Here is a 21276-nt window from a genome sequence, read left to right on the forward strand (position 1 = left end):
CGAACTCAGAAGTGAAACAAAACAGCGTCGATGATAGTGTGGATTACCCATGTGAAAGTAGAACATCGCCAGGGCCAAATAGAGAAACCCGTTGCAGCAATGCGACGGGTTTTTTGCTGTCTAGGATTTAGAAAACCTCGCGAGATGAACTCACTCCTACCACACTATCAGCACAGTGCAACATGTTAGGAGGTGGTTTACCCGCCGATGGCTTGCGATTAAGGTTTCCAGTCAATGGTAGTGTGGATCTCCCATGTGACTCTCTATTTAAAAAATGAGAACATCCTACTTCGTAGCGAGCCAGGGCAAAATAGAGAAACCTGTTGCAGCAATGCGACGGGTTTTTTGCTGTCTGGGGTAAAGTACTTCCATGTAGTATCTCCCCTTCGCGCGTCCTTGCGCTCACTTCCTCGAACTGCGAAGCGGTGCTTCGGTTTCTCGTCACCCAAACTCAGAAGTGAAACAAAACAGCCGAAGGGTCGGCCCCGGTCAATGATAGTGTGGATTACCCATGTGAAAGTAGAACATCCTACTTCGTAGCGAGCCTGGGCCAAATAGAGAAACCCGTTGCAGCAATGCGACGGGTTTTTTGCTGTCTGGGGTAAAGTACTTCCATGTAGTATCTCCCCTTCGCGCGTCCTTGCGCTCACTTCCTCGAACTGCGAAGCGGTGCTTCGGTTTCTCGTCACCCAAACTCAGAAGTGAAACAAAACAGCCGAAGGGTCGGCCCCGGTCAATGATAGTGTGGATTACCCATGTGAAAGTAGAACATCCTACTTCGTAGCGAGCCAGGGCCAAATAAGAGAAACCCGTTGCAGCAATGCGACGGGTTTTTTGCTATGTGTGATTTGAAAATCTCGCGAGATGAACTCACTCCTACCACACTATCAGCACAGTACAACATGGTGGGAGGTGGTTTATCCGCCGATAGGTTGCAATGAAGTTCCGGCAAAAACCATGTACATAAAAACCCGTTACAGTAATGCAGCGGGTTTTTTGCTGTTTGGGGTATAGAGATTTGATAGATATAAAACCTCGCAAGCCAATCAACACATCGCGAGGTAAACTCGCTTCTACCACCGAATACACAGCATTGTGGGAGTGCACGCATCCATGCGTTTATTTCCTGAGTTGCTAAACTGCGTTTTTGGACTTGATTATGAAAAGACGACTGTTTTATTGCCGTTAATGAAAAGCTTATGCTCGCAGGCTAATTGTAACGCGTTACAAAATACTGTTTTTTCAATGTCTCTACCGATTTTTGCCATCTCTTCAGCATTTTGAGCATGGCTAACTTGCGTGACATTTTGGGCAATAATAGGTCCTTCATCTAATTCATCATTAACAAAGTGAGCGGTAGCGCCAATAATTTTCACGCCACGCTCAAATGCCTGATGGTAAGGTTTTGCACCGATAAAGGCAGGCAAGAATGAGTGGTGAATATTGATAATTTTCCCGTCAAAGCGTGAGACAAATTCCGGTGTTAAGATCCGCATATACTTTGCCAAGCCAACAATATCAGGATCATATTGTGCGATTAAATCGGCCATTGCACTGTCGTGTTCAGCTCTACTCAACCCTTCATGTGATACCAGATGAAAAGGAATACCAAAGCCTTTAACAAGGGATTCCAACGTATCATAGTTTGCAATAACTGCTTGTACTTCAATATTGAATGCTTGTTCATATTGTTTAAGCAACACGCCGCCTAAGCAGTGCGCTTCCTTCGTCGCAAGTAGCACCACTTTTGTTCGTTCTTGCCCGTATAGGTTTAATTTGGCGCCAGTTGGTAATGACTGACGAAGTTGTGTCAGAAAGTTATCACTGGGAGTACCTGTGAGCTCTGTACGCATAAAGAAGCGCTGTCCTTCTTTATCTACAAACTCATTATTGCGCGTGATGTTTAGGTCGTGCTCATGACAAAGGCTAGTGATCTTCGCGATCAGTCCGATGTCATCTTTGCACTCTGTCGTAAGTATGTAACTCATTTCCTCATTCCAATTCGTCTAAGCGAACTTTCAGAATACTGTGAATTGGCAGTGAGATAAATGCTTAACAACAAAAAACTTCGCGATTGCTATCGTATTCAACAGCTGTCTGTGCGCTCACCGCCCATGGTTGAGCAGAGCCTTGAGTTTTGCTGGCTTTACTGGCTTAGACAGATAATGGATCTGTTCATTCTTAGCGGCGACTTTTACTTCTTCATCCCTCACAGCGGTAATTAAAATAGCAGGAACCGTATCTTGCCACACGGAGCGTAGCGATTTGATCAAAGAGATCCCATCACAGTTATCGTTAAGTTGGTAATCCATTAAAATAACATCTGGTGCGGAATTATGTTTTGCGTAAGCAAGCGCGTCTTCTACTTTGTAAAACAGCTGATAGTAGCAATGCCATTTATCTAGCAGGCTCGCCATGGCTTCTAGGTTTTTCGGATCGTCATCAACCGCGATGACATTAAGTTGAGTTTTGCTTTGCGGTTTTTGGCTAATATCTTCTTTTACTTGGAGTAAATCCACATTGCCATAGGGTATGTCTATGGCAAAGCGGCTGCCTTGATTGACAACCGAGTTCACAGAAATTGTGATGGATAATAGATCGCATAGACGTTTTACAACACCAAGCCCAAGCCCAATACCTTTATTATCGCCTGCTTGAATACGATAAAAATCGTTAAAGATCTTATTCTGCTCATGGTTTGAAATACCTGGACCGGTATCCCACACTTCAAGCCTTAAACTATGTTTACGGCGTCGACAGGCGATGAGCACTTTGCCACTGTCGGTATATTTAACGGCATTGGAAACCAGGTTTTGAATGATCCGGCGCAGGTAAGTGGTGTCACTGTGCACAATACTGTGGGAGCTTCTCACCTTAAGTTCTAGACCTTTCTCTTTGGAAATGATGGCATACTCATTTGCCAGTGGTAGTAAGATATCGTCAATGTTGAAATGCCTAGGGGTTGGTTTCATTGCACCTTGTTCAAGTTTTGCAATATCCAAAAGCGCACTCATCAGATGTACGGTGGAGTCTAGGCTATCGGTGAGTTTTTCAAAGTTACCCTGATCTTTACTTATTAGATTGTGGGTATCAATCGCTGCTAAGTATAGGCGTGCGGCATTGAGTGGCTGCAAAATATCATGACTCGCAAGCGCTAAGAAGCGGGTTTTACTCTCATTTGCTTGTTCTGCTTCTTTTTTAGCTGCCATTAACGCCTGCTCTGTTTCGTGACGATTGGCTATTTCCGCTTTAAGATCCATATTAATAGTGCGGATCTCTTGGGTTCTGGCTTCAATACGGTTCTCTAGATCCATATTGATTTCTTCCAGTGCGTTTTGCGTCGCAATATGCGTAGTGATATCTGAAAAACTCGTCACAAACCCGCCTTCAGGCAGCGGGTTCCCCGTCATCTCAAATACTTGGCCATTACGACGGTGGCGAATAAAGTGGTGAGGAGTGCCATTTTTCAGATGTTGAACTCGTTTATCGACGTGTTTATCAATTTCACCAGGACCGCATTCACCGCGCTCGGCGTTAAATCGGATCACTTCCTCTATCGGTTGTCCGACTTCTAAGAAACCATCTGGGTAGGCGAACATCTCGTGATAACGCCTGTTCCATGCAACAAGTTTTAGATCTTTATCAACAACCGAAATCCCATGGCTTAGGTTTTCTAATGAGGTATAAAGTAGGTTTTGGTTGAACTGTAGTGCTTGTGTGGTTTCATCAAAAAAGTTAACCACCTCTTCAAATGCCATTTGGCGACCCGATGACACGGTACGGATCAGAGCTTGGGCAGATGAAGCACCGAGCACTCCCGTGAGTGCGCGCTCGCAGAATGAGATAAATTCAGGAGCTGGGTACGCGTCATTATCTTCTAAAATATTATTTTGAGCATAGTGCCCGAGCAGTTGCTGACTACGCTGAACGCCCAAGAAGGTTTGTAGTAGCACTTTAAAGTCATACACGGTAGCGCGAACTTGTTTATTCAAGCGTTTAGAGAGAGCAGCCTGATCTTTAGGGTTTACGAATGCCGCGGCCTGAATACGGTCGATTAGGCGCTCCTGTGCACCGATAGAAAAGCTAATATAGCAGCTAATGTTAGCGAGCAGTGCAAGTAAAGTTCCTCGGGTGATAAGGGTCTGACGCATTTCATAATCAAGTAATCCTCCAGCTTCCAGAATTGGAAACATAAGAAATAGCATCCAGCAGATAAAACCCGCGATGAGCCCCGCATATACGCCATACGCATGGCCTTTACGCCAATAAAGTCCACCGACAATCGCAGGCAATAGCTGAGTAACTAATGAGAAGGCAACTAACCCCATATTCGCGAGAGCTTCACCATGACCAAACCATTGCTGGTACATATACGAAAGTAATAAGATGGCGGCGATAACAAAGCGTCGAACTAAGAGTATTTGACTCTTAAAACTGCTGTTTAGAATGTTCTTCTTAAATTTACGCTTGAACAACAAAGGCAATACCACATCGTTTGATAACATGGTGCTAAGTGTGAGAGTCGCAACGACTATCATGGCCGTTGCCGCTGATAAACCGCCGATAAAGACAAATGTAGCGAGGATCGGATGCTCCATCATGATAGGTAAAGCAAGTACGAAACTATCCGGTGCGGCGCCATAGCCAATATCGGGGTGGATAGCGGCGGTAGCGATTGGGATGATCATGGCTGCTATCAATAACAAGTAAAGCGTAAATGCCCAGCGTGCGGTTTTTAAGTGTGAAGTATTGTGGTTATCTACTACTACAACATGAAATTGTCGGGGCAAACAGACGATGGCAGCCGCTGCCATAAGCGTTTGTCCAACGAAGTTGAAGTTAAAGAAGTCAAAAGATTGCCAATGTTCGCTCAATGCTTCAAATGAGTCTGGAACTTGAGCTAAAGATTGCCATGCAAGCACGGCAACAATACCGAGTGCGAGTAACTTAACGATAGATTCAAAAGCAACGGCCAACATCAACCCTGAGCGATACTCAGTCACATCTACCTTTCTAGTGCCAAAGAAAATCGCAAATAATGCCATGATCAAGGTGCCAGCTAATGCGAGCGCAGTGCCAGATACTTGCTCATCCTGCTGTAATAACAAAAAGCTACTACTCAAGGCTTTGAGCTGGAGTGCAATATACGGAATGGTTGCCAATAGGGCTATCATCGTTACCATGACGGCCGTAGTTTGGCGTTTACCGTATCGTGCCGAAATGAAGTCGGCAATGGTGGTGATATTCTGCTTTTTACTGACCAATATGAGTTTGCGCAAAAACCCCTGACCGAACAAAAACAGTAAAATGGGCCCTAAAAGAATGGGGAAGTAATGCCAACTACTGGTGGCCGCAGTACCTACCGAGCCGTAATAAGTCCAAGAAGTACAATAAATCCCTAAGGAAAAGGCATAAACAAACGGATGATGACTAATTTTGAGTGCGCGGGGGGTGGTTTTATCTCCCCAGTTGGCGAGCCAAAAAAGTACACCAATATAAGCAGCGGCAACAAGGAGTAAAATGGCAGTCATAATGTTTGTTATAGTTTTTGGTATTAATATCGTCATACTTTAGCAAACAAATGGCACCCATAGTCTAGTTTGCTCTATAATTTTATTTGAGATTTATATCTTATTTAAAATCAAAGTGTTATAGTTTTGTTTGGTGAGTAAAGAGGTTCATTCACCATTCAAGTTAGACTAATGTCTTACTGTCGTACCCACTCATTGAAAATACATCTTCATCCAACCTGTTTTGATTTATCTATTTGTTTATAAAGACTTTTTAATTCTAATGAATACCACGTATTTGCAGTTTACGTAAACGTTAACTTGGCGTTACGACTAAGGTCTCAATTTCAACTTACTAAGCCGTTGCTACTCTCATTAAGGTCTATTAACACAACTTGCTCCATGTTGGAGCGGGTGATAGGAGATTTAAAATGGCTTTTAAAAGTGAAGAACAAGCGAAAGCATATTGGTCAGAAAATCTCGCCTTGATGTTTAAGCTACTCGCTATCTGGTTTGTCGTTTCATTTGGATTCGGCATCCTGTTAGTTGATGTGCTCAACGAAGTTCGTTTTTTTGGATTTAAACTCGGATTTTGGTTTTCTCAGCAAGGCGCAATTTATACCTTTGTTGCGTTAATTTTTGTCTACGTTTCAAAAATGAATGCGTTGGACAAAAAATACGGCGTGGATGAGTGAGGAGCTAATCGATGGATGTTCAAATTTTAACTTTTATTATCGTCGGCCTTAGTTTTGCGCTTTATATCGGTATCGCTATCTGGGCGAGAGCTGGGTCCACGAATGAATTCTATGTTGCTGGCGGCGGTGTACCTCCTGTTGCAAACGGTATGGCAACTGCAGCAGATTGGATGAGTGCAGCGTCCTTTATTTCAATGGCGGGGATTATTTCCTTCGCTGGTTACGACGGCGGTGTTTACCTTATGGGGTGGACCGGCGGTTATGTATTACTTGCCCTGTGTTTAGCACCTTATTTGCGTAAATTTGGTAAGTTCACGGTACCAGATTTTATCGGTGATCGTTACTATTCTCAGGTTGCACGTGTGGTTGCGATCCTGTGTGCTATCTTCATCTGTTTTACCTATATTGCCGGTCAAATGCGTGGTGTTGGTGTGGTGTTCTCTCGTTTCCTTGAAGTGGATATTGAAACGGGTGTTTACATTGGTATGGTGATTGTATTCTTCTACGCGGTACTTGGTGGTATGAAGGGGATCACTTATACACAGGTCGCTCAATATTGTGTACTTGTCTTTGCTTATTTAGTTCCTGCTATTTTCATCTCACTGATGATGACGGGCCATTTACTACCACAAACTGGTTTTGGTGCAACGTTGGCTGATGGCTCGGGCACCTATCTACTCGACAAGCTAGATGGACTCAGTACCGAGCTCGGTTTTGCGCAGTACACCGAAGGCTCTAAGAGTATGGTTGATGTGTTTGCTATTACTGCTGCACTTATGGTTGGTACTGCTGGTCTGCCACATGTAATCGTTCGCTTTTTTACCGTTCCTAGAGTAAAAGACACTCGTATTTCAGCCGCTTGGACCTTAGTGTTTATCGCTATCGTATATACAACTGCACCCGCTGTTGCTTCGTTCGCTCGTGTAAACATGATCGATACTATCAACGGTAAAGATGGTAGTGGCACGGTATATGAAGAAGCACCACAATGGGTGAAAAACTGGGAAAGAACAGGCCTTATCGTATTCAATGATAAGAATGGTGACGGCAAAATGCAGTACTCTGCAGGCAAGATTGATGATCCTGCAAGTGCAAACGAAGTGAAGATTGACCGCGATATTATGGTATTGGCAAATCCAGAAATTGCGAATCTACCTGCGTGGGTGATTGCATTGGTCGCTGCAGGTGGTATTGCTGCGGCGCTATCGACAACCGCTGGTTTGCTACTGGTTATTTCAACATCGGTATCACATGACTTGTTGAAGCGTACCATCAAGCCGGATATCAACGATAAACAAGAATTGCTGGCTGCGCGCTTAGCGGCGATGGTCGCTATCGCAATCTCGGCATACTTTGGTATAAATCCGCCAGGGTTTGTCGCCTCGGTGGTTGCATTTGCCTTTGGTTTGGCTGCGGCGAGTTTCTTCCCTGCGATTATTATGGGGATATTCTCTAAGCGAATGAATAAAGAAGGTGCGATTGCTGGCATGGTTACGGGTATAGGCTTCACTGCAGCTTATATTATTTACTTTAAGTTTGTCAGCCCTGAGCTAAATGCCCCTGCAAACTGGTTGTTTGGGATTTCTCCTGAAGGGATCGGTATTGTAGGTATGCTAGTGAACTTCGTTGTAGCTGCACTGGTTATGAAGGTAACCGCGGATACACCTGAAGAAGTCAAAGTGATGGTTGATGGGATCCGTAACCCTAAAGGGTCTAGCGCTGCTCACGCACACTAAGCAATGCTAATCGAATTTGCCCAGCCAGTGTGCTGGGCAAATTTGTTTTTGATAGTGCAAAATTGTAGACGATTAAAAGGACAGTTAGGTATGACGCCAGAAATTCAAGATGTCTTTCAGTTTGTTTATAAACAAGCCCCGTTTTCTGAATTGCCCGAAGCGGCTGCCAGCTACTTTTCAAAACATATCGAAATTGTTTATCTTAGCCAGACGAATCAACAAGATTGGCTTCAAGATGGCAAGCCAAATCTATATTTGCTGCGCTCGGGTGTGGTTGATCTTATCTCAGCAAAAGACGAAGTCATTGGTCGTATGAGCGAGGGAGACTACTTTGGTTATCCTTCTTTATTAACCGGTGATGCCATTCAAAATCGCATCGAAGTTCAAAAAGATGGCTTGGTTTATATTCTCAATGAGCAGAACTTTGATTTTTTGCGCCGAGAATATAAACCTTTTGAGCAATACTTTGTTAGAGCACACGCTAACCGACTACTTTCTTCTCGTTATAAACAGCAAAGCGAAACTTGGTCAGAGCGGAAAATATCTGAGCTAATGACTAAAGATGCGGTTACTATCGCGCCGACAGCGAGTATTCGTGAAGCTGCCAAATTGATGAGCCAGCATCGTGTTTCATCAATTATGGTCACGGAGCAAGCGCGCTTGGTTGGCGTTGTGACGGATAGAGATCTGCGCAATCGAGTTCTAGCGCAAGACAAAGATCCCAGTGCTCCACTTGCTGAGATCATGACGGAAAAGCCAAAACATATTTTTGAAAACAATCGTGTGTTTTCGGCCCTGCATTTAATGCTTAAGCACAATATTCATCATTTACCTGTGTTAAATGAAGCGTATAAACCATTGGGCATGCTGACCAGCACCGATCTGCTGAGACAGCAAAAAAGTGATCCAGTGCAACTTATTGGCAGGATCTATAAAGCACAAAATCTTCTGGCTATCAAAAACTGCGCTCAGGAGATCCCAGATCTATTGCGTCAATTTTCCTATCATATCGAAGATATTTCACTGATTGGCAAGCTACTAAGTGGCCTCACTGATGCGCTAACATCAAGATTAATCTATTTATATCAACAACAGCACGGTGCCGCGCCATGTCGCTTCGCGTGGATCTGTTTTGGCTCTCAGGCACGAGAAGAGCAGACCTTACATTCAGATCAAGACAATGGTTTATTGCTACCAGACAATATCAGCGAAAACGATCGTCGTTACTTTGCTGCTTTAGGCGCGTTTGTCTGTGAGCAACTCAACGAGTGCGGTATTCAATCTTGCCCGGGAAATATCATGGCTAGTAATGCAGATTGCCGTGGCACAGTTGCCCAGTGGACCGCCAAATTTAGCAAGTGGATCTTGTCTCCTACGCCAAAAGCGATGCTTAATTGCAAGATCTACTTTGATATGCGTTTTATTGATGGCGCCAGCGATCTCTATGCGACCCTGCGCCAATCTTTGGAGCAGATCAGTCGAAACGAGTTGTTTTATGCGGCAATGGCGACAGACATCAACGCAAACTCGGTACCGATCGGGATCTTTCAACAATTTAAGCTGGAAAAAGACAAGAGCAAACATAAGTATTTAGATCTGAAAAAGCGTGGGGTTGCTATTATCAACGATGTGGTTAGGTTGTATGCGCTAAAAGTGGGGGTTGCAAGAGCTAACACCTTAGAGCGCCTAGAGGCACTGACTAAAAGCCCATTGCTTGCTAAGTCGGATATCGACAATCTAAAAGACTGTTGGCGATTCTTAACACAATTGCGGTTAAAGACCCAAATTAACCGTGAAGGATTACCTGGAAATTGTATTAACCCAGAAAACCTCTCTTCTCTTGAACGCCATCAACTCAAAGAAGCATTTTATTTAGTCAAACAAGCACAGCAGGCGAGTGCGTTTAAGTTTGCTCGAGGGAGTTTATAAGCAATGAACTGGTTTTCTCACTCTGTTGCTAAGTGGCGCTATAAACATCAGCCGTTTGCGCAAGCCGAGTTGGTGGTGCTAGACCTTGAGCTCACCGGGCTTGATCCTAAGCGCCATGAAATTGTGTCGGCTGGTTGGTTGCCGATTAAAAATATGCGGATCCAGGTGAAAGATGCACAGTATCATTTGAACAGTGAAGTGCGAACGCTTGCACAAAGTCCAGTTTTTCACGGTATTGATAGTAGTCAATTGGCAGATGGTGAGTCCTTACAAACTTTGTTGCTGGCGCTTCAGCGCGCGCTCCACGGTAAAGTGTTGGTATGTCATAACGTACAGATGGATTGGGCGTTTCTTAAGGCGGCATTTCAGCGCTTTGAGCTAAACGTAAGACCTGCTTTGTTGTTAGATACCATGCAGATAGATAAGCGTCGTGTGTTAAAGCAAGGCTATCCGTTGGCGCAAGATGCATTAACACTAAACGCTTGTAGAATGCGTTATGGTTTACCTCCTCACCAATTGCATGATGCGCTTAGCGATGCTTTAGCGACAGCGGAACTACTGTTGGCGCAATCTCAGGCCATTTGTGCTGGCGGTAAATGTAAAATTGCGGATTTAACTTGAGTTAAAAAATTGCCCTAGCCCCTTACACATTTCACTCAGGTCGATTACAATAGCGCCATCAAAACGAAGGGGAACTTTCGTACTTGCGACTTCATGGATTTTCAATTTAATGACAATCAAGCTTGCAATTAATGGCTTTGGTCGAATAGGGCGTAATATCGTAAGAGCACTCTATGAGTCGGGTCGTCACCACGAAATACAAATTGTAGCCATCAATGAGTTGGCGGATCCTAAAGGGATCGCGCATCTTCTAAAATACGATACCTCACATGGGCGTTTTGCTTTTCCAGTTTCGTTAACAGAATCTTTTTTGGAAGTAGCTGAGGATAAGATCCAGTTATTTTCAGAGCCAGATCCAAGTCACCTGCCTTGGCGCGCGCTGGATGTTGATGTGGTGCTCGATTGCACTGGCGTCTATCATTCTCGTCAGCACGCACTTGCGCATATTCAGGCTGGGGCAAAGAAAGTATTATTTTCACATCCTGCTGATGCTGATGTTGATGCGACGGTGATCTTCGGTATCAACGAAGAAATACTGTTACCTGAGCACACCATTGTGTCTAACGGCTCATGTACAACAAACTGTATTGTTCCGGTAATTAAAGTGCTAGACGATAAGTTTGGTGTTGAGTCCGGTGCTATTACTACTATTCACGCCTCTATGCATGATCAACAAGTGATTGATGCTTATCACAGTGATTTGCGTCGTACGCGTGCGGCAAGCCAATCCATCATTCCTGTTGATACTAAGCTGGCTCGCGGTATTGAACGTATTTTACCTAAGTTCCAAGGTCGTTTTGAGGCGATCGCGGTACGGGTGCCAACAATCAATGTTACGGCGATGGATCTGAGTGTGACGCTCAATGAAAATGTCACAATTGATGCGGTAAACTCAGTTCTAAAGCAGGCTGCTGGTGGCCGTTTAGAAGGGGTACTGAGCTACACTGAAGAGCCGCTAGTGTCGGTTGATTTTAATCACGATCCACATTCTTGTATTATAGATGGTACGCAAACTCGAGTGAGTCACAAGCGCTTGGTTAAGCTACTAGTTTGGTGTGATAACGAGTGGGGTTTTGCTAATCGTATGCTTGATACCGCTTGCGTGATGATGCGTGGCTAATCATTTGTTTCAGACGCTGTTATAATCAAATTGTCTGCACAAAATTAAAACAATAATTCAAACCGAGGTAGCAAACGATTGCTGCCTTGTAGATAACAAAATGTATCGTTCTTTAAGGAGATGTCCAATGTCAGTCATTAAGATGGCGGATTTAGATTTAAACGGCAAGCGTGTGTTGATCCGCGAAGACCTAAATGTGCCAATTAAAGATGGCAAAGTCGCGTCGGACGCGCGGATCCGTGCTGCACTACCTAGTATCAAATTAGCGCTAGAAAAAGGTGCTAAAGTGATGGTGATGTCTCACCTTGGTCGTCCAACTGAGGGAGAATATGATGCACAATATTCTATGCAGCCGGTTGTGGATTATCTTAATGATGCGTTATCTCAAGATGTACGTTTAGTGACTGACTATCTTGACGGCGTGGATGTACAAGACAATGAAGTTATCGTATTCGAAAACGTGCGTTTTAACGTTGGCGAGAAGAAAGACGATGAAGTACTCGCGAAAAAACTAGCAGCGCTTTGTGATGTCTACGTGATGGATGCCTTTGGTACTGCGCACCGCGCACAGGCTTCAACACATGGTGTTGGCTTGTATGCTGAGGTGGCTTGTGCAGGTCCATTGCTTGCGGCTGAACTAGACGCACTTGGCAAAGCACTAGATAACCCAGCTCGTCCTTTGGTGGCCATCGTTGGCGGCTCTAAAGTATCAACCAAACTAACCGTGCTTGATTCATTGTCTAAGGTTGTTGACCAACTCGTTACTGGTGGCGGTATCGCGAATACTTTCATTGCTGCAGCGGGTAACCCTGTCGGTAAGTCGCTATACGAAGCGGATTTGATCCCTGAAGCGAACAAGCTAGTGGCCGCTGCTAGAGCGAATGACGGTGATATTCCTGTTCCGACTGATGTGGTTGTAGGTAATGAGTTTTCAGAATCTGCAGTTGCTACCATTAAAGATGTAAGCGAAGTGTCAGACGAAGACATGATCTTCGACATAGGTCCTGATACTGCAACTCAACTTGCTGAGATCATTGCAAATGCCGGCACTGTGGTTTGGAATGGCCCTGTGGGCGTATTCGAATTTGACCAATTTGGTAATGGTACTGAAGCGATTGCTAATGCTATCGCTAAGTCGTCAGCATTCTCAATTGCTGGTGGTGGTGATACGTTAGCTGCTATCGATAAGTATGGTGTTGAGCAAGATATCTCTTATATTTCTACAGGTGGTGGTGCTTTCCTTGAATTCCTTGAGGGTAAAACACTTCCTGCGGTCGCCATGCTTGAGCAGCGAGCTAAAGACTAAAATTGATTGAGGTAGCGTTAAGCTGCCTCTTAATATCAGGTAAACATCACTCTCTCACATACTTGATGTTTGCTTGACGACGCGTAGCGTCCGGTTAGCCAACAAATAAAGTGGTTAACTTCATCAGCGTTGGCTGGTGTAAACATATTATCCGTTCAAACCGATAGCGGTGGCTATCAACAATTGGAGAAAAGCAATATGGCTTTAATCAGTATGCGTCAACTTCTCGATCATGCAGCTGAGCATGGTTATGGCGTTCCGGCATTTAACGTGAATAACCAAGAGCAAATGCGTGCGATCATGGAAGCTGCGGACAAGACAAATAGTCCGGTTATCGTGCAAGGTTCTGCTGGTGCACGCAAATATGCTGGTGCACCATTTATCCGCCACATGATTTTAGCGGCTGTAGAAGAATGGCCTCATATTCCAGTTGTAATGCACCAAGATCATGGTACTTCACCTGCTGTATGTCAGCGCTCAATTCAACTTGGTTTCTCATCAGTCATGATGGATGGTTCTTTAATGGAAGACGGTAAAACGCCTTCAAGCTACGAGTATAATGTGGACGTTACTCGCCGTACTGTTGAAATGGCGCACGCGTGTGGCGTGTCTGTTGAGGGCGAGCTAGGTGTACTTGGTTCTCTTGAAACCGGTGAAGCTGGTGAAGAAGACGGTATTGGCGCTGAAGGTAAATTAACAGAAGATCAGCTACTAACAGATCCTGAAGAAGCTGCAGACTTCGTCAAGAAAACCAATGTAGATGCGCTTGCTATTGCATGTGGTACATCACACGGTGCTTATAAATTTACTCGTCCACCAACGGGCGATATCTTAGCAATTAACCGCATCAAAGAAATCCACGCTCGTATTCCTGATACTCACTTAGTAATGCATGGTTCGTCTTCAGTTCCGCAAGACTGGTTAGCAATCATCAATGAGTTTGGTGGTGAAATCCCTGAGACTTACGGTGTACCGGTTGAGCAAATTGTTGAAGGTATTAAATTCGGTGTTCGTAAAGTTAATATCGATACCGATCTACGTTTAGCATCAACAGGTGCTATTCGTCGCCACCTTGCGCAAAACCCAAGCAATTTCGATCCACGCAAATTCTTAGCTGAAGCGACGAAAGCGATGACTGAGATCTGTATTGCGCGCTACGAAGCGTTCGGTACAGCAGGTCAAGCAGCTAAGATCAAGCCAATTTCACTTGATGATATGCACTTGAGATATCTAACAGGTGAGTTAGATCCTAAAGTGAAATAACTTACCGGATCAAAATTTGACTAAGTAAAATTGTGCATCGCACTTTGATACTTCAAAAAGCCTCTGAAATAGAGGCTTTTTTTGTATCTGATCCTTGATTGGAAGCCAATGTTCAATAGGGCTGCAAGGTGAAAATACACTTGGATCGCCATTTTACTAGCGAAGTAAATAACCTGAGCTGCGAATAATTAATGTCTTTCTAGCAGCCAGTTTTAGCGCTAACTGCGTTGAATTCACTTCCAATAGCCAGCTATTGGTGCGTAAATTCGCCTTGTTTTCCCTAAAACTCTCTGGCTAGATAAGGAAAAAACTAAGTTGTGGCTTAGTAACAATAAGTTGGAACATTTCTTATCCAAACCTCAGGTTAAATAGGGATCAGATCTTTACTAACAAAGATCATTGTTTGACTAAGTGGATATATTTCAAAACCTCAGATCAATAAGTTAGCTTCGCTTAGATCATTTTTATACCAACTTGATCGAGCGTGAAGTAGTAAGAGGTTAGTAAGAAAATGATCTTGGGGACGATCTTGCTAGTAAAAATCTGATCCTGACAGTGGATGATCCCCAGCAGTTAATAAAATACTGATCCCGGAGTCAGTTTCTTGATCTCCAGCTAAAAGTGTCTAACTTTAAAAATACGAGATCTGTTCGCTACGTCCTCTCTGTCTGGCTTCGGCATCTCAAACCTTGTTGTACTGCGCCCAAATACTATCCAAGGTGATCAAAGATGAAAATGAAATACCTACCATTTGTTGCTCTAAGCCTTTGCTCTATGAGTGTTTGTAGTTATGCAAACGAAGCTGTATCTCTATACGGTAGAGCTCATGTCGGTGTACAGAATTCTGATAAAGATGGTGACAGCGATACTTCAATTGAAAGTTATAACTCTCGCATGGGATTAAAGGGAGCTGCAAAGCTGCAAGAAGGACTTGAGATTTTTTATAAATATGAATTTCAAGTTGAGATCACGGATCAAGACAAAGATGGTAAATCAGGTGATAACCTTACAGCACGCTCTCAGTATCTTGGGGTTAAAGGGAGCTATGGTCAGCTCCTGATCGGCCGTGATGATACACCGATGAAAAAGTCGCAAGGCAAAGTGGACTTAATGAATGACTTTTCTGGTGATATTAATTCGTTCTTTGTTGGTGAAAATCGCCTTGGTGACACCGTGCAATATACGACTCCAGCGATCAATCATTTGCAGTTTACGGTGAGTTATATTGCCGAAGACAACAGCAAACAAAATGGTGAAGATGGCTTATCTTTGTCGGCAAGTTACGGTGATAGCAAACTCAAGAAAACCAATGTATATGTTGCTGTTGCCCATGATAATAAAGTCGCGGGACAAGACATTAATCGCGTGACGGTACAAGGAAAACTAGGGGACTTTAAACTCGGCGGTATGTATCAACAAAATGAAGCGATAGATAGTGATGAGGAAGTAGACAGTTTTATGGTGAGTGCTGCCTACCAAATTGAGTCATATACCTTACTGGCTCAATATCAAGATTCGGATGGGGCAGCAGGTAAGCTGAAGAACTCTGGCAATGCAGCCTCTGTGGGTGTGGAAAAAAGTTTAAGTAAACAAGCTCGTATGTATCTTTGGTATTCGAAATTTTCTTTGGATAACAACGAAGATCACAACACGATGGCGGTCACATTGAGGTATGACTTTTAATTTACAAAAGCGTATGGCTATTTACAAAAGGCGTGCTGATTTTGCGGTGAATTGCGGTGTCGCTTTTATTGTATGGCTTGGAGGTCTTAGTCTATATTTCGAAAACACTATTTTGAAACCAATATTTAGCATAAAATATGTTTAAAATCATATGACTATAAATAAATAAGGTATTCCCTTTGTAGCCAAAAAAGAGATTTTTTTGGCTTGTTTTGCGTTTACACGTTACACTTTCATAAAAATGTCACAGTTAGTCATAATAATGACATCAACAACGTCGGTAACGAGAGAACATTGGGAATGTCACGTAAAGTACTTGTAGTTGATGATGAAGCACCTATCAGAGAAATGTTGGTGTTCGTACTAGAGCAAAATGGTTTTCAAGCAATTGAAGCGGAAGACTATGATTCAGCGGTTGCTGCTATGGTAGAACCTTATCCAGATATGGTGCTACTAGACTGGATGCTGCCAGGAGGCAGTGGTATTCAAATTGCTAAAAAGTTTAAGCAAAGTGAATATACCCGTCAGATCCCAATCATCATGCTAACGGCAAGAGGTGAAGAGGAAGACAAAGTTAAAGGATTAGAGGTTGGTGCGGACGATTATGTGACAAAGCCTTTCTCTCCCAAAGAGCTAATGGCTCGTATCAAAGCGGTAATGCGCCGAGTTTCGCCGACGTCGCTAGAAGAAGCGATAGAAGTTCACGGATTACGTTTAGACCCTATTTCTCACCGAGTGACATCTGCAGGCACTGAGTTAGATATGGGGCCAACAGAGTTTCGTTTATTACATTTCTTCATGACACACCCTGAACGTGTTTATAGCCGTGAACAGCTGTTAGATCACGTATGGGGTACTAATGTGTACGTTGAAGATCGCACTGTAGACGTTCATATTCGTCGCTTACGTAAAGCTATCGCACCGCTTGGTCACGATCGCTTAGTGCAAACCGTACGTGGTGCAGGTTACCGCTTTTCGAGTAAACTGTAATTAGTATTCCAAGAGGAACTGAATTATTTGGTTCCTAAATGGATTTAGTCTATGTATCGAGTGATTGATAAACAGGCGTTAACAAGACGCCTGTTTTTGTATTTCCTACCATTAGCCTTAATTGGCTATTTAGTCAGTGCACCTTTTCTGTTTCTTTTCATCGGTGCTTTCGTCTTATTAGTTTGGCATTACAAACAACTCTATCGTTTGAGCGACTGGCTGCTCAACCAACGTAGTTTTAATCCACCTGAAGGTAAGGGCGCTTGGGAACAAGTGTTTGAAGGGATCTATCAGCTTCAACAACGTAATCGCAAAAAGCGTAATGAACTCGCTGAACTGATCCGACGTTTTCGAGAGGGCGCTGAAGCTATCCCTGACGCGGTCGTTGTACTGCAACAAGATCTCAGTATTGTGTGGTGTAACCAATTAGCCTTGAAAGTGTTAGGTTTGCAATGGCCTACAGATCATGGCCAAAGATTGGATAACCTTATCCGAGATCCTAAATTTGTAAAATACATGCATGAACATCGCTTTGATGAAGCATTAGAGCTTGAGACCGGGCTTGCACATGAGCAAGTGTTGGAAATACGAGTAATGCCTTATGCCGAGCAGCTTATGCTAGTGGCGCGTGATGTTAGCCGACTAAAGCAATTAGAGCAGATGCGCAAAGACTTTGTTGCAAACGTATCTCATGAGCTAAGGACGCCGCTAACCGTCATGGCTGGCTATCTAGAGATGATGGATAGCGATAATATGCCACCCCCCGCAATGTGGGCTAAAGCACATGGTACTATGATAGATCAGTGTAAACGGATGGACAGTCTGGTAAATCAGCTTCTTTCCTTGTCTCGAATCGAAGGGGCGAGAAAGCAAGACAATGACAAAGCCGTGAATATTCCAGCGATGCTTGACCTTATTCATACCGAAGCGAAGTCACTTAATCAGGAAAAGGGCCATGAGCTCGTTTTTGATATTGATCCGACTTTGGATATCAAAGGGGCTGGGGATGAGTTACGCAGTGCTTACTCAAATTTAATTTTTAATGCTATTCATTACACCAAACCCGGTGGGCATATTCATGTACGTTGGTATTTAGAAAACGACTTGCCGACGTTTAGTGTCGTCGATAATGGCGATGGTATCGCGCCTGAACACATTAACCGACTAACTGAACGTTTTTACCGTGTGGATAAAGCACGAAGCCGAAAAACAGGCGGCTCGGGCCTTGGTTTAGCAATTACTAAACATGTGTTGTCTCGCCATGACTCAGCTTTACATATTGAAAGCAAAGTGGGTGAAGGCTCTCGCTTTTGGTTTGCTTTCCCCAAACAAAAGCGAATTTTTATGACAAATGATGAAAGTCATAAAAGTGTAATTTAAGGGTAATTTTATTGTCATTTTATCGCTGCACAATGAGCTGCGTAAAATAACTGGGACCAACAACTGGAGTGACCCCAATGAAATTTAAAAGCTTAGTTGCCGCAATGGGTGTGGCTATTACTACATTAGTTTCTACTCAAGTATCTGCTTTAGACGAAAAGTTACCAGAGTATAATAAAACCAGCGGTATCTCAGGAAACTTCTCTTCTGTAGGTTCTGATACGCTTGCCAACATGATGACGTTTTGGGCAGAAGAATATAAAAGAATTTACCCTAACGTAAATATCCAAATCCAAGCTGCTGGTTCTTCTACTGCGCCACCAGCACTAACGGAAGCAACGGCAAACTTCGGCCCTATGAGCCGTAAGATGAAGTCAAAAGAAATCGAAGCTTTTGAAAAGCGTTATGGTTATAAGCCAACAGAAATCCGCGTAGCAATTGATGCGCTAGCGGTATTTGTACACAAAGATAACCCAATTGAAGGCTTAACAATTGAACAGGTTGATTCAATCTTCTCTTCAACGCGCAAGTGTGGTTCGGCAGCACAGGCAAATCGCTGGAGTGATGTTGGTCTAACGGGTGATTGGGCAGCAAAAGATATTCAGCTTTATGGTCGTAACTCAGTATCTGGTACTTATGGTTACTTCAAGAAAAAAGCACTGTGTAAAGGTGACTTCCGCAATAATGTTAACGAGCAGCCAGGTTCTGCGTCTGTAGTACAGTCTATCTCGTCTTCAGTGAATGCGATTGGCTATTCTGGTATCGGTTATAAAACGTCAGGCGTACGTACCGTACCACTAGCGAAAAAAGGCACGAACTACGTTGATGCAACATTAGAAAATGTGGCACAGGGTAAATACCCACTGTCTCGCTTCCTATACCTATATGTGAACAAGCACCCTAATAAAGAATTAGCACCTATCGAAGCTGAATTCTTGAAGATGGTATTGTCTAAAGAAGGTCAAAAAATTGTTGAGAAAGACGGTTATGTTCCTCTTTCTAGCGAAATGGCGACACGTGAATTGAAAAAGTTAGGTTTACTTTAATCAATTACTCAACCCGCTAATTACTTGTTGTTATTGATGCCGCTCATTGAGCGGCATTTTTTATTTTCACACTTCCATGTTCCCAGATTGAATAATTTGTTTAAATCTTCATCCTCAAGCGGCAAAAAAGCTGGAAATATTCTATATTTAGTTAAAATTTATAATAAATCAGTCGATAATGAACTCGTCTTACTTCAAAAGGTGTATATATGAGTCTAGGTACTGCTTTTGCTGATCTTAGTATCACCAAAAAGATCCACGCAATTACGCTCGTTGCGGTTGTCGCTTTTGTGGTTATCGTGTTTGTTAATTACAACGCTATTAGCTCTAATCAAAGGGCATTAAATGAATTAGAGGAGCAGACATACAAAATTCTTAACCTCGCTACAGAAAACGCAAATAAGCTGCAGAATTTAGATGAGCTATTCACTCAAGCTGTAACCTTCGGGGATGCTGAATTACTAGATAAAGCAAAAGAATATCAACAGCAAATCCAAGCTAACCTGCAAAAAATTGAGTCGGTACAAAGCGGCTTTATGCCTTCAGATAATAGCGACGAACTTGCACAATACGGCAAAATTGCGCAACAAATTGCTGGGGGAATGATAGATGGTACAGCCGATTTTTCCCGTATCCAAGAAGATGCCAAAAAGAAAACTGAAATCTACGAAGGCCTAGTTGCAGATTTTACCAAGGCTAAAACGAACGCGAATGATCGTTTTGTTGAATTACTTCAAAATACCGAAGAGCGCTCAGCAAACGCGCTCACGATAATGTTGATTGTGGCCGTTATTTCTTTACTTGTGCTGGTTTTCTTAGCGGTTGTGATTGCAAGAGGTATTGGCAACTCTGCTAAGGATGCGGCGCAAAATCTGAAACTATTAGCGCAGGGGCAGGGTTCTTTGTCTACTACGCTCAATGTACGCTCTCACGATGAAATTGGCCAAGTATCTATAAACTTCAATGAGTTTGTTGCGTTACTAAAAGGGGCGGTTGTCGAGGTGATGAGTGTCGTCGAGCCTTTGATGAAAGACTCAAGTCGTCTAGTTCAGGGGATGGAAAAAGCCGAAGGGGCAACGAATCAACAAACGCATGACGCGGAAGTGGTACGTCAATCTATGGAAGAAATGCGGTTAAGTGTGGGTGATATCTCTCACTCGGCGTCACAGGCGTCTGATGCTGCCCAGCTGGCCGAACAAGAAGTTGAGCAGAGTAAGCGCCAAATTCAGGTGTCAGTTAACGAATCACAAGCGTTAAGTGAAGAAATTAATCATGCAGCAGAGACGATCAATAAGCTAGCTGATGATACGCAGAACGTGACGCAAATATTAAATGTGATCACATCAATTGCAGAGCAAACTAATTTACTTGCTTTAAATGCTGCGATTGAGGCGGCTCGTGCTGGTGAGCAAGGTCGAGGTTTTGCGGTGGTTGCCGATGAAGTCCGCGAATTAGCCTCAAGAACAGCAAAGTCGACCAATGAGATAAGAGAACTTTTAAATGTGTTAACAGAAGCGGCAAATCAAGCGGTGAAAGCAATGACAAGTGCAAGCAGTATGGCAATTAATAACGCTGAAGCTGCAGCACAAACCGGGCAGTCGATTGAGCAGATAGCAGCACAAATCTTGTCAATTAATAGCATGAATGGTCAAATTGCTGCGGCAACGGAAGAGCAGACCTCGGTAGCAGCTATGGTAGTAAATAATGTGACATCTATGCACCAGTCTTTCCAAGACACAATGCAAGCGTTGAATGAAGTGCAAGACGTTGCTGAAAATCTCCATGTACTGTCCGACAACTTGAAAGATGCAACCTCAAAATTTAGAGTCTAGTGGCTTAATTTGTAAACGATAAATAAAAACAGCCACATTAAGTGGCTGTTTTTATTTGATAAGGAATATTAGGGCCTGTTTATCTTTCAAGTTTGCTTTTGCAGCAGTTTGATTGGTATTTATACAAGGCAGAGCCTGCGTAGCATAGTCATTCTATGTGAGTCA

General features: G+C 43.4%; 14 protein-coding genes. 12 read left to right on the plus strand and 2 right to left on the minus strand.

The window, feature by feature from the left end; translation table 11 throughout:
- Nucleotides 1-1157 precede the first annotated feature (1157 nt).
- Nucleotides 1158-1988: a formyltetrahydrofolate deformylase gene (purU, locus tag EXT48_RS01730; protein ID WP_130163420.1), complete on the minus strand. Its 831-nt coding sequence runs from the start codon at nucleotides 1986-1988 to the stop codon at nucleotides 1158-1160.
- A 117-nt stretch (nucleotides 1989-2105) separates the two neighbouring features.
- Nucleotides 2106-5531, minus strand: a complete 3426-nt coding sequence (locus EXT48_RS01735; protein WP_130163421.1) for a PAS domain-containing hybrid sensor histidine kinase/response regulator — start codon at nucleotides 5529-5531, stop codon at nucleotides 2106-2108.
- A gap of 410 nt (nucleotides 5532-5941) precedes the next feature.
- Here EXT48_RS01735 and EXT48_RS01740 point away from each other — a divergent pair, with 410 nt between their 5' ends.
- The 12 genes from EXT48_RS01740 to EXT48_RS01795 all read left to right on the plus strand — a co-directional run bounded on the left by EXT48_RS01740 (nucleotide 5942) and on the right by EXT48_RS01795 (nucleotide 21111).
- Nucleotides 5942-6205 (plus strand): DUF4212 domain-containing protein, encoded by a 264-nt coding sequence (locus EXT48_RS01740; RefSeq protein ID WP_010607553.1) that lies wholly within the window; start codon nucleotides 5942-5944, stop codon nucleotides 6203-6205.
- 11 nt (nucleotides 6206-6216) lie between these two features.
- On the plus strand, nucleotides 6217-7941 hold the full coding sequence (locus tag EXT48_RS01745) for a sodium:solute symporter family protein (protein ID WP_017216580.1): 1725 nt from the start codon (nucleotides 6217-6219) through the stop codon (nucleotides 7939-7941).
- A 90-nt stretch (nucleotides 7942-8031) separates the two neighbouring features.
- Nucleotides 8032-9870: a DUF294 nucleotidyltransferase-like domain-containing protein gene (locus EXT48_RS01750; RefSeq protein WP_069022152.1), complete on the plus strand. Its 1839-nt coding sequence runs from the start codon at nucleotides 8032-8034 to the stop codon at nucleotides 9868-9870.
- Nucleotides 9871-9873: 3 nt separating this feature from the next.
- Nucleotides 9874-10491 carry a 3'-5' exonuclease gene (locus EXT48_RS01755; protein ID WP_039491478.1) on the plus strand — a complete coding sequence of 206 codons (618 nt, stop codon included), beginning with the start codon at nucleotides 9874-9876 and terminating at the stop codon, nucleotides 10489-10491.
- 109 nt (nucleotides 10492-10600) lie between these two features.
- Nucleotides 10601-11611 carry an erythrose-4-phosphate dehydrogenase gene (gene epd / locus EXT48_RS01760; protein WP_010607557.1) on the plus strand — a complete coding sequence of 337 codons (1011 nt, stop codon included), beginning with the start codon at nucleotides 10601-10603 and terminating at the stop codon, nucleotides 11609-11611.
- Nucleotides 11612-11738: 127 nt separating this feature from the next.
- Complete coding sequence (locus EXT48_RS01765; RefSeq protein ID WP_039491475.1) at nucleotides 11739-12917, plus strand: phosphoglycerate kinase; 1179 nt, start codon at nucleotides 11739-11741, stop codon at nucleotides 12915-12917.
- Nucleotides 12918-13115: 198 nt separating this feature from the next.
- Entirely contained in the window at nucleotides 13116-14180 is a 1065-nt protein-coding gene (fba, locus tag EXT48_RS01770) for a class II fructose-bisphosphate aldolase (RefSeq protein ID WP_010378749.1), read from the plus strand.
- Nucleotides 14181-14909: 729 nt separating this feature from the next.
- Entirely contained in the window at nucleotides 14910-15863 is a 954-nt protein-coding gene (locus EXT48_RS01775) for a porin (RefSeq protein WP_130163422.1), read from the plus strand.
- Nucleotides 15864-16163: 300 nt separating this feature from the next.
- Nucleotides 16164-16853: a phosphate regulon transcriptional regulator PhoB gene (phoB, locus tag EXT48_RS01780; protein ID WP_010378755.1), complete on the plus strand. Its 690-nt coding sequence runs from the start codon at nucleotides 16164-16166 to the stop codon at nucleotides 16851-16853.
- Between the two features lie 51 nt (nucleotides 16854-16904).
- The gene (phoR, locus tag EXT48_RS01785; protein WP_039491473.1) at nucleotides 16905-18233 is read left to right on the plus strand and encodes a phosphate regulon sensor histidine kinase PhoR; all 1329 of its coding nucleotides are present in this window, start codon (nucleotides 16905-16907) and stop codon (nucleotides 18231-18233) included.
- Nucleotides 18234-18310: 77 nt separating this feature from the next.
- A complete protein-coding gene (locus EXT48_RS01790; RefSeq protein ID WP_017216573.1) occupies nucleotides 18311-19279 on the plus strand; it encodes a PstS family phosphate ABC transporter substrate-binding protein in 969 nt (322 codons plus the stop codon).
- A gap of 209 nt (nucleotides 19280-19488) precedes the next feature.
- Nucleotides 19489-21111 carry a methyl-accepting chemotaxis protein gene (locus EXT48_RS01795; protein ID WP_010378764.1) on the plus strand — a complete coding sequence of 541 codons (1623 nt, stop codon included), beginning with the start codon at nucleotides 19489-19491 and terminating at the stop codon, nucleotides 21109-21111.
- The last annotated feature ends 165 nt before the right edge of the window (nucleotides 21112-21276 follow it).

It is taken from the genome of Pseudoalteromonas sp. CO348 (assembly GCF_004208845.1).
GTDB classification, from domain to species: domain Bacteria; phylum Pseudomonadota; class Gammaproteobacteria; order Enterobacterales; family Alteromonadaceae; genus Pseudoalteromonas; species Pseudoalteromonas maricaloris.

Coding starts and splice junctions, on each gene's coding strand:
- purU (WP_130163420.1), bottom strand. CDS start 1,988: ATGAGTTACATACTTACGACAGAGTGCAAAGATGACATCGGACTGATC.
- EXT48_RS01735 (WP_130163421.1), bottom strand. CDS start 5,531: ATGACTGCCATTTTACTCCTTGTTGCCGCTGCTTATATTGGTGTACTT.
- EXT48_RS01740 (WP_010607553.1), top strand. CDS start 5,942: ATGGCTTTTAAAAGTGAAGAACAAGCGAAAGCATATTGGTCAGAAAAT.
- EXT48_RS01745 (WP_017216580.1), top strand. CDS start 6,217: ATGGATGTTCAAATTTTAACTTTTATTATCGTCGGCCTTAGTTTTGCG.
- EXT48_RS01750 (WP_069022152.1), top strand. CDS start 8,032: ATGACGCCAGAAATTCAAGATGTCTTTCAGTTTGTTTATAAACAAGCC.
- EXT48_RS01755 (WP_039491478.1), top strand. CDS start 9,874: ATGAACTGGTTTTCTCACTCTGTTGCTAAGTGGCGCTATAAACATCAG.
- epd (WP_010607557.1), top strand. CDS start 10,601: ATGACAATCAAGCTTGCAATTAATGGCTTTGGTCGAATAGGGCGTAAT.
- EXT48_RS01765 (WP_039491475.1), top strand. CDS start 11,739: ATGTCAGTCATTAAGATGGCGGATTTAGATTTAAACGGCAAGCGTGTG.
- fba (WP_010378749.1), top strand. CDS start 13,116: ATGGCTTTAATCAGTATGCGTCAACTTCTCGATCATGCAGCTGAGCAT.
- EXT48_RS01775 (WP_130163422.1), top strand. CDS start 14,910: ATGAAAATGAAATACCTACCATTTGTTGCTCTAAGCCTTTGCTCTATG.
- phoB (WP_010378755.1), top strand. CDS start 16,164: ATGTCACGTAAAGTACTTGTAGTTGATGATGAAGCACCTATCAGAGAA.
- phoR (WP_039491473.1), top strand. CDS start 16,905: ATGTATCGAGTGATTGATAAACAGGCGTTAACAAGACGCCTGTTTTTG.
- EXT48_RS01790 (WP_017216573.1), top strand. CDS start 18,311: ATGAAATTTAAAAGCTTAGTTGCCGCAATGGGTGTGGCTATTACTACA.
- EXT48_RS01795 (WP_010378764.1), top strand. CDS start 19,489: ATGAGTCTAGGTACTGCTTTTGCTGATCTTAGTATCACCAAAAAGATC.